General features: G+C 38.2%; 7 protein-coding genes. All 7 read right to left on the reverse strand.

Going from position 1 to position 15146, the window contains the following annotated elements; translation table 11 throughout:
* Nucleotides 1-4: 4 nt before the first annotated feature.
* The gene (locus CGC64_RS02895) at nucleotides 5-775 is read right to left on the reverse strand and encodes a beta galactosidase jelly roll domain-containing protein (protein WP_022042517.1); all 771 of its coding nucleotides are present in this window, start codon (nucleotides 773-775) and stop codon (nucleotides 5-7) included.
* A 2-nt stretch (nucleotides 776-777) separates the two neighbouring features.
* A complete protein-coding gene (locus CGC64_RS02900) occupies nucleotides 778-3501 on the reverse strand; it encodes a sugar-binding domain-containing protein (protein WP_005676644.1) in 2724 nt (907 codons plus the stop codon).
* 181 nt (nucleotides 3502-3682) lie between these two features.
* Nucleotides 3683-4801 carry a discoidin domain-containing protein gene (locus CGC64_RS02905; protein ID WP_005676646.1) on the reverse strand — a complete coding sequence of 373 codons (1119 nt, stop codon included), beginning with the start codon at nucleotides 4799-4801 and terminating at the stop codon, nucleotides 3683-3685.
* Between the two features lie 40 nt (nucleotides 4802-4841).
* Complete coding sequence (locus CGC64_RS02910) at nucleotides 4842-7244, reverse strand: M60 family metallopeptidase (RefSeq protein ID WP_005676647.1); 2403 nt, start codon at nucleotides 7242-7244, stop codon at nucleotides 4842-4844.
* Between the two features lie 144 nt (nucleotides 7245-7388).
* Nucleotides 7389-9416: a RagB/SusD family nutrient uptake outer membrane protein gene (locus tag CGC64_RS02915; protein ID WP_005676648.1), complete on the reverse strand. Its 2028-nt coding sequence runs from the start codon at nucleotides 9414-9416 to the stop codon at nucleotides 7389-7391.
* A 29-nt stretch (nucleotides 9417-9445) separates the two neighbouring features.
* Complete coding sequence (locus CGC64_RS02920) at nucleotides 9446-12910, reverse strand: TonB-dependent receptor (RefSeq protein WP_005676649.1); 3465 nt, start codon at nucleotides 12908-12910, stop codon at nucleotides 9446-9448.
* A 109-nt stretch (nucleotides 12911-13019) separates the two neighbouring features.
* A complete protein-coding gene (locus CGC64_RS02925; protein WP_005676650.1) occupies nucleotides 13020-15128 on the reverse strand; it encodes a glycoside hydrolase family 2 protein in 2109 nt (702 codons plus the stop codon).
* Between the last annotated feature and the right edge of the window lie 18 nt (nucleotides 15129-15146).

The raw sequence follows: 15146 nt of genomic DNA on the forward strand, positions 1-15146 counted from the left end.
TTTATTAATCAAATATAGCTTTCTCAGATAGACGTACCACCTGCCTACAATTATTCTTCAATTCAAATACGACTACCCGGTTAATACCTTTAGCTAGTATAGCAGCTGGTACCGGAATAGTCCGCTGAGAAATATTCTCCCAAAAAGAACCTATATACTGCCCGTTTATCCAGACTTCTCCCATTCCCCAGCCCGAAGTATCTAAAAAGATGTCTGTCGGAGTTTCTATCTCAAAAGTACCGCGATAGAAGCAAGGAGACTGTTTTGTTTGACAAGGGGTAAACTGGAGTTCTTCCACGTCACAGTCACGTATCAGGAGAGGTGTCATTTTCCAGTTCTCTATTTCAACATCTTCTAAAGTGATACTCCCGAAAAGTCCCTTGGAATTGTCCAATATCTCAGGTCCATAAGTAATACGCCCTATATTCTCTGCATAAAGTTGCAGATGATGTGTACCCGTAGAAACAGTCAGCTTAATATTCTTCTGATTATCAGTGATCCAGCCTTGTAATCTTCCATCAACATAGACTGAGGCATAGTCCCGAATATTCTCTACCGCCAATATTGGATCCACATCCTCCACAGTAATCTCCGCCTCATATAAAGCATAGCCGAACTCAATGCCCAATTCATTCATCGGCAGCAATCCCTCTGATTCCTGAACATCACCATACACTTGCTCTAAAGCCGCGACTTCCTGCATCGGAATCTCCTGTGCAGATAAAGTCAGTAAGGACAGGCAAAATAAACAACATATAAATAATTCTCTTCGCATAACTATTTTATTAAAAAGGATTGAATAAACTCTTCTTTTACAGTTGCTCGGGGAGCAAATTGGCCACTCTTCACATATTGATCAATACTCTTCAGCAATTGTTGAGTAGCAGGACGTTTATCCAGATCTTTCCGAGTATCAACAGCCAATACCAACAGTTTACCATTGTTTACCCTAGCCTCAAAGCCAATCCCTAGTTTCTGATTGGTTTCATAGCTATCTATTACCTGGATAAACGGACGAAGTTCTTGCGGAGTATCCGTCATATCAATCACTTTTGCATTCGTCAGAATATCCCACCACTGCCAATCAAGATGCTTTTCAGTGATGAAGTCTGCAAACATGGGCTGATCGGCATGAATAAGACAACCCAGTGTCGTTAGTGCCCATTTGAACATAATCGGATTCCAAAAATGATTGTGAAATACAGACTTACGCCCTTTCACTTTGTTCGGCTTCGGACAAAGAACAACTTTTTTCCCTTCTTGGAGATATTGTTTCGCTTTCGCATCATAGGTTGTTGTATATAATACATCAGGCGTTGTCTGCATCAAATCTTTATGATGGGGATAGATCCATATATCCCAACTATTATGAACTTTGTCACCAACGGACAGATGTATGGTTAATTTCTGCGGAGCAGTCACCGAATTCAACATATACTGAAACGTTCCAAGTGGAAAGACACCATAGTTTCCTATTCTTTGTGTCTTCAGTCTACCGGATTTCAGAACTCTGCCGGAAGCATCGGTAATCCACCACTTAGCTTTTGCACTTTTCAAGATAGAGGGACTATAATTATACACTTCTGCCTTCCCTTCAAAAGTTTCATCACAATAATAGGCTCGTTTAGGAAAACGTAGTAAAGCAACAGTGGGTGCACAAAACTCACGGAATTTTTCAGGAGTAATCAAACCTTTAGACTCCCAAAACGGGTCGAGAATACCAACCGGAGCATATCCCTGTCCTGTAAAATCATTCAAGGCCAGAAGTTGAAAACCGGATTTAAGAGAAGTACGAAGTTCAGCTTCAATAACATCTTTATATTCCAGTACAGTCTGAGCCCCTGATACACGGAAGAAATCATCTGCTTGATCCAACATACCGTTTGCCGCCAATGATTCACGGAAAACTTCAAAGTTTCGAGCTTGAACCGGACCGGTAAAATTTGGAATCTCCTTGAAGTTAGGATATATGCAACGCTGTCCCGACTCATGAGAGATCACAGGCACATCAATGCCCAATTCTTTATTTTTATCCCAATCAGTATATGGCCGTCCTTCGTATATAGCCATATGTCCTTTAGGCGTTTGATGAGTGATGTAAAATTGGTCAGACTTCACACGTGTACGGGCTGTCGAACCACTAAATAGCCTGCGTTTGTCACTGACCCTCCCATAATGGGTTAGTTCTTCTATAAAATCAAAATTACCGGTTATCTCATTACCATTACAGTAAAGAACAAAAGAGGGGTGATTACCATATTCTTTCAAGATAGCTTTTTGTTCACGACGGAAAAAGTCATAACGTTTCTCATCCGGTTCGGCATCCTTTCCCCACATCGGCATTTCCACTTCCAGATAAATTCCTAGTTTATCCGCTGTCCGAAATGCCGCAGCAGGTGGACACCAGGAATGGAAACGCATATGGTTCATCCCATAATCTTTCAGAATCGTTAATATACGTTCCCACGAAGCATCATCCACTGGAGCATAACCTGTTTTAGGAAATACTGCATTTTCTACTGTTCCACGCAAATGTACCCGATGACCATTAATCAGAATATTGTCTCTATCTGCCTTTATTTCACGCATTCCGAAGGTAGCGGACTGTGTATGTTGATAGTTTGTACTACCCGTAGTCGTTGCCAGATCACATTGCAACGTATAGAGATTAGGAGTAAACTCATCCCACAACCGAATATCTTTACCTAACGCTATGATATCTTCTACGTAAAATACTGAATCATTCCCAGAAACCATTGTCTCTCTAGTCTGCTTATATTGTTCGCCGGAAATTGTAAAAAATGCCTTCCCTGTAACGAGTTTATGAGTGTGATTCAATATCTTCATCCTGACTTTGACTGAATGCTCCGATACATTCGGATACAGTTGCATATCCTCAATATATACAGGATCAAGAGCTACCAGTTTCATTTCCCCCAAAATCCCATTCCAGTTTATTTGAGTATATTCCGAATGAGCATGATCCCATTTATGGGTATTGTATTGATAACGATTATCAACGCATACAGTAATAAGATGCGTCTTACCCGGTTTCACGAAATCTGTCAGTTCGTGATTGTGGGGAACACTGATATAGTCTATTTTACTGACTTCCTTTGTGTCTACATAAATAGAACTCAACCAGTGTACGCGTTCGAAAGATATAAAAATACGTTTGCCTTTCCACTCTTTTGGAATAGTTATTTCACGTTGATACCAAGCCGGCCCCATATACTCATACACACGAGTCAAACGGTCAATGTGACGATAAGGAGATTTATAACCAATTTTATAGTCATCCGTAATCCCTGGTAGAAGGATGCTCTCCTGCAAGCGATGCATATAACGAATATCCAAAGAACCGCGTCGAAAATCCATCAGGTCAGTTTGAAATCCCCATTGACCAGACAGATCTATTTCTTGCGTCTGTGCCTTCAATAAAGATAACTGGGTTATCAATACAAATACAATAAGAATGGATTTAATAAACTTTTTTCTCATACAGTCTTGTATTAAAACATCATATATCAACAATTTATTTTCTACATAGAATAATTAATGATATTATTACTTTACTCTTATAAAGAAATAAAAAGAGAGCACTTCAAAAAGTATGAAGCCTGTTAAGCAACTACTTTAGAAAGTGCCCTCTGTGTATAAGGACCTATTTCAAACCGTCGGATTAGAGTTTAAGGCCAAGTCCAAATTCAGCTACTTGCGCAGATGAACCTCCTGAACTATATGACCTATATTGTACTTTAACATACCGATAGGTTGATTCTGGTATATCAAAATATTGAGTATCATATAAGTCTTCGATAATATTAATAACTTCATCATTTATTTTTGTAAAAGTTTCATTATCATTACTACCATAAATATCTACAGACAACACCTGTAAGTAACCATTATTCTGTTTCCTATGTTGCCAATAAAAATAATTGAAAGTTTGTGGCTGCTGCATATCAACAGTAAAATTTGGGTCTGTCGTACCCACATAAGCACCCATGGATTTTCCAGGTTTAATCATTGACAAATAAGTACTTTGTTTACCATCCAATATATCTTCCGGTTTTCCTGTATTTCCATCCGTTACATAGTTTTGTCCATTACTATATTTTGCAAAAGTAGTTACTGTCCAAGAAGTACGATCCAGCCTAATATCACCAATAATATTCAATGTTATAACATCCGTCACTCCACTTTCATCAACTGCAGCAACATTAATTTTTGCTTCACCTGCAGCAACTCCTTTAACCACACCTGACTCTGAAAGTTCAACGAATGCTTCACTACCTTCTGCAAGAGTAAAGGCCAGGTTTTGATAACTTGCATTAGTTGGTAATACTTTTACTACCGTATTCAGATCCAACGTCTCATTTATATTAATAGATTCTGGCATAGCACTTTTATCAATACTTTCAACCAGTACCGTCGGAGCCTTCCCTTGTTCTACAACAAGTTCCACTTGATGACTTTCATCATAAATCAAAGACATCTTAGCTGTACGCCCATTTATATTCTCCGACAAATCTACATCTATCATTATCTTACTATCCTTGATATAGCCCAAGCACCAACTTTCATGATTTATAATATATACCACACTCGCATCAAGCCCTTTGGCCAACGTATAGTCACATGTCAAACTTCCTCCTTCATAACCAATAGTCATTGGATCTGTTGACACAGTTATCCAGTTATCTGGAACGACAACTGTTTCTTCGTCATCACAGGCAGCAACAAAAAATCCTGCAAACAACAATAGTATCACTGATAATATATTATTTATATTCTTCATATTCTTAAATTTTAATTATTATAGATCATTTATTATTCAATCATTTATAATCATCCAAATTGATTTCCGTTATCTGATGAACGTTCGGATGTGGCATTTCATAACCTTTTCCGTTAATTTCCTCCTTCAACAGTTCAATCTGTTCTTCTGTGATTTCGAATGCTTTATTTCCATAATCATTCAGTGTAGTTTTAACCGGATATAAGAATCCCCACTTCTCAAAGAAATCGAGCATATTCAATCCTGAAATGTCACATACCTGACGTACAAAATCCAGCTGGTTCATACCTTGATTCTCACCCTTGTCACTCGGACTCTCATGAGTACGAAAATATTCATATAATTTATGATAAAAATCAGTTTTTTCTAATACATCTATCATGTACAGTTTGAGCTGCCAAAATGGTACAAGTTGAGTTTCACGAGTAATATTTGCAATACCAGGAAGACAATGAGGACGTTTACCATCCACTATCAATGATGTAGCGCCTTGATAAATATTATTATACGTTCCCAATGTCTGATCGTTCTCATCTTTCAACGTACATCCGTCAACCAACAACTTGCAAGGACGACCGAATGATGTCTGTATAAAAAGCGACATAATGTTATTGGTAACTTCAGTCAAACCGGCCCATTTCAACCCCGGACGTGTCTGATTGCAATGACCTACTTCATGCGCAGGTCCCCAACAACGAGTAGGAAAATTTTCTGGTTTACAGAACGGTTCCGCATAGTAATCACTAGCATTATAAACTGTACGATAATCTGATGCGTTCGGGCTCTTTGCCTTGTAGTCAATAGAAAAATGCATCCGGTTATTGAACATCTTACCATATTTAACAAGTCCCATAAACTCTTCCTCCAAATATACCAGACGATCCAAATTTTCAATAGTCTTCGTTATCTCTGTATTGTACTTTTTGAAGTCAGATATTCTCCACGTCAAATGTGAGTATTCTCCCAAGATATCTATTTCCTGATACTTTGCATTGTCGCGAATCTGAGCCCAATCACTTTCCTTGTTTTTCTGAATATCAAAATAACCGTTTACTTTTCCATTCGCAAAATGCACTTTTACCGTCTTTGCCTCAATATTCCTTTTCTGATCATTATCAGCATCTTCATGCCGGAGAGGAATGTCATCATTTACATGATTCAAAATATAAATTAAACCGCCGACCTCTACTGTTATCTCATTATATCCTTCCGACAACTCGTAGGTTTTCGAATTGTTGTAACCACCGTTCAGATCTTGAATAAGCATCGAAATTCTACCACCCTCATAAATATCATCGACAAATATAGCCAAGGTCTCACCCGCTTTTGCATAAATTCCAGTCGGATTATCTCTCAGGCTGTATTTAGATGTCTTATTAGCCGTAGCCATTACTGCTGGATTCTGGTAAGGACGGTAATCCGCCAATCGATAAGCAGACTCATAGTTTCCACTCAGCAAAGCAAGTCCCAATTCTTTCAAATATTCATTAGGGATTTGCTTAATCTGCTTTTCTGTCACGCCAGCTTTAAGCTGTAAACCCATATTATCAGCAAAAATTGTAGCTGGATCAAATTTATTACTACTAGCTTCATAAAATTCCATCTCAGCACAGCTTACTCTATCCTCATAGGCTTTATTTATGATAAAACGAACAAATTTGGCATCCTCCACAGGCTTAGACAATTTTATAGTAAATGGCGTATGCACCCCATTACCTCTTGCATAATCACCTATTTTCACAAAATCATCCGGTTTATCGGCTGTCGAAACTTCCACTGTAAATTGATCGAATGAACCCCATTTGTTTCCAGAGTCAGTACGTGGAGTATAAACGATACTATTCAGTGTATGCCCCTTCTCCAGTTCATACCTGATAGAAAATGGATATGAGACCTGCCCAAACGCGGAATTAAAATATGTTTTCTTATTTCCATCATAGGACATCTTTAAGGTCAACGGATTCTGGTCTGTATCTTTACCTTGCGTTTCCTCAGAAGTGGCCTCGCCGCCAATTACTTTTATTAATTTGTCAGCAGAACTGGGAGCTGCTTCTTGAGAAATTGTGATATTACATTTATGATTGTCATCATACATCAATGTCAATACAGAACTTCTGACTCTCTCTGCAAAAGAATGTTCGCATACAATCGTCATTTTACCATTTTCAACAAGGGCGGTCAACCAATCTTCTCCCTTATTACTTAAAGTTGATGCTATCTGGTTTATGTCCAATCCTTGCCCCAATACGAACTCACGTTTTTCTGTCCCTCCCTCATAAGGAAAGCTCACGGACTCTGTAGAAATTGTAATCCAATCATCAGGAATAGCCGAACTTGCACTGTCACTACATGAATAGCCTAAACAAGGATAAAGCAAAGATAATAAGATTACCCTCAACTTACACCAATGGCCTTTTATGATAGGTATTTTTGTATTTTTCATGACCTCATTTCGATATTTTACGTTAACTTATTTTATGCAAGAGTTTATATTTAAGGTAGTCCAGTATGAATAACATGTAAAGCAAAGGCAAAGTCGGAACAAAAGAGCCCGGTCTCTGCCTTTGTTTATCAAACTGTCATACGATTAATTCCATAACGGATTTTGAACCGTCAATTTACTCTTCTGCATTTCATTGTAAGGTACAGGATAAAGCAACATAGCTTTTGACCATGGATATCTATCTACCACAATACGGTTGTAGTATGAATCTTCACCAATTTTATCATAAAATTCAATTGCAGTGTTTTTAGCACTATTGTACTTTTTTACTGCTTCTTTACTGATGTCCATACCATAACGTATCAACAGTTTATTCTCATTATCTTTAATCCATTCACCAGTAGCCTCATCCTGTGACCATCCTGCACGCATCCATCTATGCATATCAAAATAATAGTTCCCTTCTCCCAACATTTCAATAATACGTTCACGATAGATAGCTTCACGCTGCAAATCCTGATTTCCTATTATGTTCTTTCCATAAGGTGCAGGTTTCGTAGCCAGTTCCTTATATCCGGGAATACCAGCACGTTCACGCACCAAATCCAGATACTTAATTACATTTTCATCGTTCGGATTTATCTCATTACATACTTCTGCATAGTACAAGTAGAAGTCTGCTAAACGGAAATAGATCCAAGGACGTCCCCAATCCGTTGGATACGATCCTTCTTTCAGCAACGTACGGTTATTAAACTTATAAAGTAAATAGCCTGCGCGTGCATGCATAGTGTTATCTCTATAGCCTGCACCACCTTTACTAAAATGAGCTCCCCAATCTGGGTAACTGCTTCTTTGTATATGCCAGCTCTTTCCTTCGTATGTAACATCAGCATAAAAACGGGGCTCGCGATTAACATACATATTGAAGATGTGCTTGTCTACATGTTGCTTATTATTACAAACATTTACCCAGTTCGTAAATCCGTTTTCATTATAATCAGGATCTTCACTAATATCCAATCCACTATTCGTAAAGAACAAATCGACAATATTCTGATAAAAACCTACATTACCCATAGCACTAGGAATATCTCCAGGGATTGTACGAGCTTCCATTTTAGCAGTGACGCCATCATTATAATCGTTATTTCCGTTAGCCCAAAGAATCTCATCGTTATAATGTTGGAACAATTCATATATTGATGTATGAGGATCTCTCTCTTTGGAATAATAAAGATCCATACCATGTGCTTCGGCAAATCTCAACAAAGCTTCAAGATGTGTCTTGGCAGTTTGCCATTTGTTATCATCACGATCGGGGAAAAGACGCTTTCCATCATGATTTGTCAAACTCAACGCTTCTTTATAGCCTCCATTAAACAGAGGAGAAGCTGCATATACCCACAAACGTGCACGTAATGCTAAAGCAGCCGCTTTTGTAGGACGCAGGATTTCACGAAGATTGTACATACTGTTGTCATGGCTGGTATCATCCCCTGTCCCTGTTTTTATCGTTTCAGGCAGATCATCCCTATATTCACCGTTTATAACAGATTCTAATAACTGATCAATGTGTCCTACCATTTCATCAACAGATGCACGTGCATAATCAAGGCTCTCATCTGATGGATCAGCTGTCTCGGGAATAATAGGTGTAGGACCATAGAATTCAAATAACAAGAAATAGTTATAAGCAAGCAGATAAGTAACATCCGCCTTATAACGGCGCATCTCTTCTACTGAAATATAACCGTCAGCATTGATCGGATCACCTATGCTTTCAGGTGCCATATCCAAAAAGATCATTGCCTGGCGAATTTGTTTATAACAATTCCACCAACGGTTGTGAGTGGTACTACTAGGAGTAAAAGTATTCTGTCCGAATTTCAACACACTAGGATGAGCACAAACGATTTCTCCTGAATAGATAGCTTGCGCATTAACGGTTCCATTTGAATTTTGCACATCCAAACCTGCTTCCGAATAGTTCGGACAGGTTTGATAGATTTCTCCATACCATTGTTTGATATATTTAGCTTTGGAAAACACTTCTTCCTTGTCCAAATTTTGAGCAAGTTCTTTAGAAACATCCAAATAATCTGAGCAAGAGGTCAACATACCTGCCATTAATACGACGGTTGCTGTACATACTGTTTTTATAATATTCATAATTGATTATTCTTATAATTGATTATTGGTTAAAAAGTCACATCAAGACCAAAAGTCCAAGTCGCGTTAATCGGATATCTTGCACCACTGTTTCCAATTTCCGGATCCCACATTTTAACATGATCCCACACAGCAAGATTACTTCCCTGCACATAAATGCGAAGATTCTGCATCTTCCATCTCTGCACCAATTTTTTATCAAACTGATAACCAAGTTCCACATTCTTCAGACGGAGAAAACTTCCATTTCTGTACCACCATGTACTATTCAGCGTATTATTGCTATATTCATTGGTATGTAAACGAGGGTATAAAACATTCATATTATTAGGATCACTTGCACTCCAATGATCGGCAGCTTGTACACGTGCAGAAGATTGATCTTTTCCATTAGCAAATGGGACAAAATAACTAGTGTTTGCTTTCAAGTTAACGGATGTTCTACCTACTCCCTGGAAAAATACACCGGCATAAATACCTTTATATTGTACATTAAGTCCGAAACCATAAACAAGTTGCGGATTATTTGGATAAATGCCACTATAATAAGTCTGGTCATTATCGTCAATAACACCATCACCATTCAAGTCTTTATATTTAATATCACCAGGCTTCACATCAGCAGCATAAGTAGCAATTCCATCTTTTAATTTGTAATTATAACTACCATCTGATTTTTCAGTAATAATAAAATCCTGATTGGTAAATAATCCTTCCGCTACATATATTTTATTTGTCCCGATAGAAGTACCAGTTTGAGCAAGCCATGGATAAGCCTGTGGAATCTCATCCTTTTCTATAATCTTGTTAACAGCATATGTTACATTACCTCTAGCTGAAAGCACCCAGTCTTTTCCGATATTATGTTTAACTGTAATACTAGCATCAAAACCTTCATTAGTCGTTACACCAAAATTCTGCCATGGATTTTGACGGAAACCAGTAGCCGTAGGAATAGTTACACGCTGAATCAAAATGTCTTCCCGTCGATTATGAAAATAATCAGCAGTAATATCAACACGACCACGGAATAATCCCATATCAATACCGAAATTGCTTTTCTTCTCTATTTCCCAACTAATATATGGAGCAGCAAATGTGTTTTCATAAATTCTTCCCATATCATTAGTAGGGCCACCATTAGTTCCGGGATTCAAGCCTACATTTTGACTACCGCTATCAGTCAATAACTCTCTATATACAAAACGGTTACCTCCTGTATTGTCATTTCCTGTAAGACCATAAGAAGCCCTCAAACGTAATTTACTAAGAATATTCAAGATATTCTCCTTTTGCATAAATCTCTCGGCATGTACATTCCAAGCAGCTCCTACTGCAGGAAAAACACCCCAACGGTTACCTGGAGCGAAATTTTCGCTACCTGTTGCACCAAAACTAGCTTCTAATACATAACGATTATCATAAGCATAAGTACCCCGCATTACAATATTCTGTTTACGATAAGGCAACAGTTTCAAACCACCAACGTCTTCTGCTCCGTTAGATTTTCTGGAACCTTGGTATTGAGTTTCTTTTTGATTATATACAAAAGTTCCTGTAACAGCATGCTTTTTAGCAAAAGTACGTTCGTAATTCAATTGTGCTTCAATATATATTTTTTTAGTACCACTACTTGTACTGACAGAAGCTTCTCCAAGCGGGCTACCTTCGTCAAATAGTTTTTTGATAAGCAAACCGTTTTCATCTCTACCTGTGACGGTATATTTATCCGGACTCGCCGAACGTTTTAAAGTAGAACTGAAATCTGCATCAAAACTTATACTACCTTGAACAGACAGTCCTTTCGTTATGAAGTCGAGTTTTTGTCTCAAAGTTGCCTTAGTTTGCATTGCTACAGACCATTTCTTAGAATAACCGGAATAATTAAGTAAATTATAAGGATTATAACGTCCATCCGCATCTGTATCACAAACTGCAGCAGTCCCGTCCGACCATGTAAAAGGTACCAAATGAGTCGGGAAAAGTATGATATGTTTAAAAATCTGGTCAGAAGAATTTCCTGGGTTATTTTGAGTTCTGTATTGTCCACTCATATCAACGGAAAGTTTGGTCGTCGGAGTAATATCCATATCTACATTGGAGCGCAAATTATAACGTTCCAATCCGATATTGGCATTGTAGTCATCCAATGGATTCGATTTAAACATACCATTTTCCTTATAATAAGCTCCTGATACAAAGAACTTAGTTTTTTCCGAACCTCCTCGCAGATTCACTGTATAACGTTGATTCTGCGTGTTATTAGATAATAAGTCGGTCCAAATAGAATTCGGGTATAAATCCGGATCAACTCCATCCCGATACCTTGCCAACGCTTCTGCACTGTATGGAGCGCTATTTTGCACATAATTATCCCAATTAGGATTACCCGCATCATTCCAAGACGCTTCATTCCACATTGATAAATAATCCCAAGAGTTCATCAACTCCGGCATACGGGTAGGAGTAGCAATACTATATTGTGCGTTGAAGCTGATAATAGTTTTTTGTGCACGCCCACGTTTTGTTGTAATCAAAACTACACCATTAGCACCTTCAGAACCATATACAGCAGTAGCAGCAGCATCTTTCAAGACAGTAAATGTCTCAATTTCATCTGTGTCAAGATCATTCATGCTACGAGGAACACCATCCACCAACACCAATGGACTCGTACCACCTGCGTATGAACTTTGACCACGAATCCAAAAATCGGCATCATCATTTCCCGGTTCTCCAGAACGTTGAATGGCAATCACACCAGCAACCTGACCAGCAATCGTATTTGATAAACTACGCGTTGGTATAGCAATCTCTGCAGGTTTCATTGTATTCACAGAAGATACTACACTTTCTTTCTTTTGTGAACCGTAACCAATAACAACAACGTCATCCAGATTTACATTCGATTCCGCCATAGCAATGTTGATAACACTTTTATCCTTTACTTTCTGTTCAACACTATTATAACCAATATAGCGGAATTCCAAAACTTCACCTTCTCTTGCTTTAATAGTGTATTTACCATCCATATCGGTTAATACACCGTTAATAGTGCCTTTCACTATTACTGTGGCACCAATAATAGGCTCCCCTGCTCCATCGGAAACGGTACCTGTAACAGTTTTAGTAGCTCCTTTTTTAGAAGTCAACGCGTCTTTAGAAGAAAGCGACAATACTATTTGTTTATTCTGAAATTTGAATGTAATATTAGTCGGTTCAAACATTTTACGAAGCGCCAGACGCACTTCTTCATTCTTGCAGTTCAGACTTACCAATTGTTCTGCATTTATTTCAGTCGCATCATAAGAGAACAAATACCCCGAAGCCTTCTCTACTCTTGCCATAGCTTCTTTTAAAGGTATTTTACTAAACGAAATGCTAATCTTCTCCGTACCGCTCTGAGCGAATATTCCTATAGAAAAGAGGCATACGATAATTAATAAATAAAATTTCTTGTATTCCATAAGTAATTTAGATGTTTTTTTTTCCATAACATTTTTAATTCTAAGTGTTTTTCGAATTGATGTAAGATCATAGTTTCACATAGGCTTTCATATTTAAAGATTCAACAATATTGTTTTATATATTCTAAACAAGCAATTACCAACCAGCATGTTCGTTCTTATTCTCACGCGAGTCAGCATTGCGTTTCTTTTCTCCTGTATAATTCCATTCAATTTCGTCCGTGTATTCTTTTCCGTTATGTGTTGCAACGGTTCTTATTACATTTTTACCTTGTTCCAGTGTTACATTATCAAAAACATAATGTACATCAGTATATCCCTTGCGAATACCAGTCAATTCTTTACCATTAAGATATACTATAGGAGTACCAATATTAGAATAAACTGTCACAGAGGTCTGTTTCCGCTCACGATCCGCATTTCGGCGCTGCGTCAAATACAATACAGGCTCCTTGCTCCAGTTGGCTTTATACCAATAATAAGAATCCTTCTTGATTTTCCGGTCAAAAGTCATCAAGCCTTTCAAGTTACGAGCAGGTACACCACCCCGACTCCACATCGGCACAGCAAAATCAAACATATTCCATAGATAAGAAGCAATGATATAAGGATGTTTCGAAATAACACTCCATTGATATTCATGCGTTTTAGTCTGGAATGTTTCCGGATAAAAAGGTTTTCCCCAATTCAATGCATCACCGAGATATTCAGTCTGATGTTCCAAATTGGCATCCGCACCATATTCTGTCAACATCAGCTTTTGCCACGGGTACTTTTCTTCCAATCCTTTCACCCATGGTTCAATATCTTGTAGCTTCTTCTCATACCATCCGAAATAGCGGTTCATCCCCTGAATATCTGTATTCTGATTCACTGCATGTTCAGCATGTCCGAAACCATTGACAGCTACAGTATAACGATCCGGGTCCTCTGTCTTGGCAAGATTATGAAGTACCTGCGTCAGCCCGGCTGTATATTCGTGAGGTTGATATACCTCATTATGTAACCCCCAAACATAGATAGAAGGGTGATTAAAACTCTGACGAATCAACTCACGAAGCTGAGACTGTGCGTTTTCCGCTTCGTATCCTGTCACACGATTCACAAAAGGGATTTCAGCCCAAATAACCAATCCCAAAGAATCACAACGAGAATAGAGATAATCTGATTGTTGATAATGGGCGAAACGGACAGTTGTGGCCCCTACGTCCATTATCTGTGCTAAATCAAAATCATGTTCTTTATTAGTTAAAGCACTTCCTAATCCCCACCAATCCTGATGACGAGTTACACCATACATCGGATATTTCTCATCATTCAGATAAAATCCTTTACCAGCAACAACCTCAAACTTACGAACACCCAAAGGCTGGATAACTTCATCAATAACCTTTCCTTCTGATACCAAACGTGAAACGACCTTATACAAATAAGGATCTTTACGTCCCTGCCAAAGATGAGGTTTGTTTAATTTAAAAGTTGAAAAATAAGTCTGCGTTCCCTGAGGAGTTAATTCCAAAGGAAGACGATGTGAAGCAACTCTCTTTCCTTCTTGGGTATAGAGAGTATTTTCAAGTACTAAATTCGCAGGAGTAAGGCTGCCATTGTCTAATTTTACTTTTACAGTAATATCTGCAGAACGTTTCGAAACATTTTTCTGAGTAATATAAACACCTGGAGAAGCACAATCGGTAACTGTTATATTATTTTGTTCAGTAACAATTAGCCATACCGGGCGATAAATACCTCCATACACTCCGAAAAGGCTATGATTCACCGGAATAACATCCGGTCGTGCAGTATTATCAGCTTTTACCATGATTTCATTCTCAGCTCCAAATTTCAAAGCTGTTCCTATCTCAAAAGCAAAAGCACTATAACCTCCTTTATGGGTTCCTACAAGCTTACTGTTAACATATACCTCGGTGTTTGCGCCCACACCTTCAAACCGAAGAAACACACGCTTCCCTTTCAATTCTTCATTAAAGAATTGTTTTTTCTTGTAATAGCCAACTCCTTCATAAAAAGAAGCAGCCTTTACCTGCATATCTTTAGCATTCCATGTGTGAGGCAGATTTACAGTTTCCCATTTCCCCTCCCATTGAGCAACAACTTTTACTGGGTCTTCCGAAAAAGGACCGCGTTTGAATAACCAACCTTCATTGAAAGAGGTCACTTCCCGGGCAGTGAGAGAGAAAAACTGCCCGATCAATACTAACAAAACGAATGTAAATTTGAACTTCATATTACAATCCTCTTTTGA

Origin of the sequence: Bacteroides caccae, assembly GCF_002222615.2 — a bacterium.
Lineage (GTDB): Bacteria > Bacteroidota > Bacteroidia > Bacteroidales > Bacteroidaceae > Bacteroides > Bacteroides caccae.

Bases quoted from the DNA above. Each gene is read 5' to 3' on its own strand.
- CGC64_RS02910 (WP_005676647.1), bottom strand. From the start codon at position 7,244: ATGAAAAATACAAAAATACCTATCATAAAAGGCCATTGGTGTAAGTTG.
- CGC64_RS02905 (WP_005676646.1), bottom strand. From the start codon at position 4,801: ATGAAGAATATAAATAATATATTATCAGTGATACTATTGTTGTTTGCA.
- CGC64_RS02920 (WP_005676649.1), bottom strand. From the start codon at position 12,910: ATGGAAAAAAAAACATCTAAATTACTTATGGAATACAAGAAATTTTAT.
- CGC64_RS02895 (WP_022042517.1), bottom strand. From the start codon at position 775: ATGCGAAGAGAATTATTTATATGTTGTTTATTTTGCCTGTCCTTACTG.
- CGC64_RS02900 (WP_005676644.1), bottom strand. From the start codon at position 3,501: ATGAGAAAAAAGTTTATTAAATCCATTCTTATTGTATTTGTATTGATA.
- CGC64_RS02915 (WP_005676648.1), bottom strand. From the start codon at position 9,416: ATGAATATTATAAAAACAGTATGTACAGCAACCGTCGTATTAATGGCA.
- CGC64_RS02925 (WP_005676650.1), bottom strand. From the start codon at position 15,128: ATGAAGTTCAAATTTACATTCGTTTTGTTAGTATTGATCGGGCAGTTT.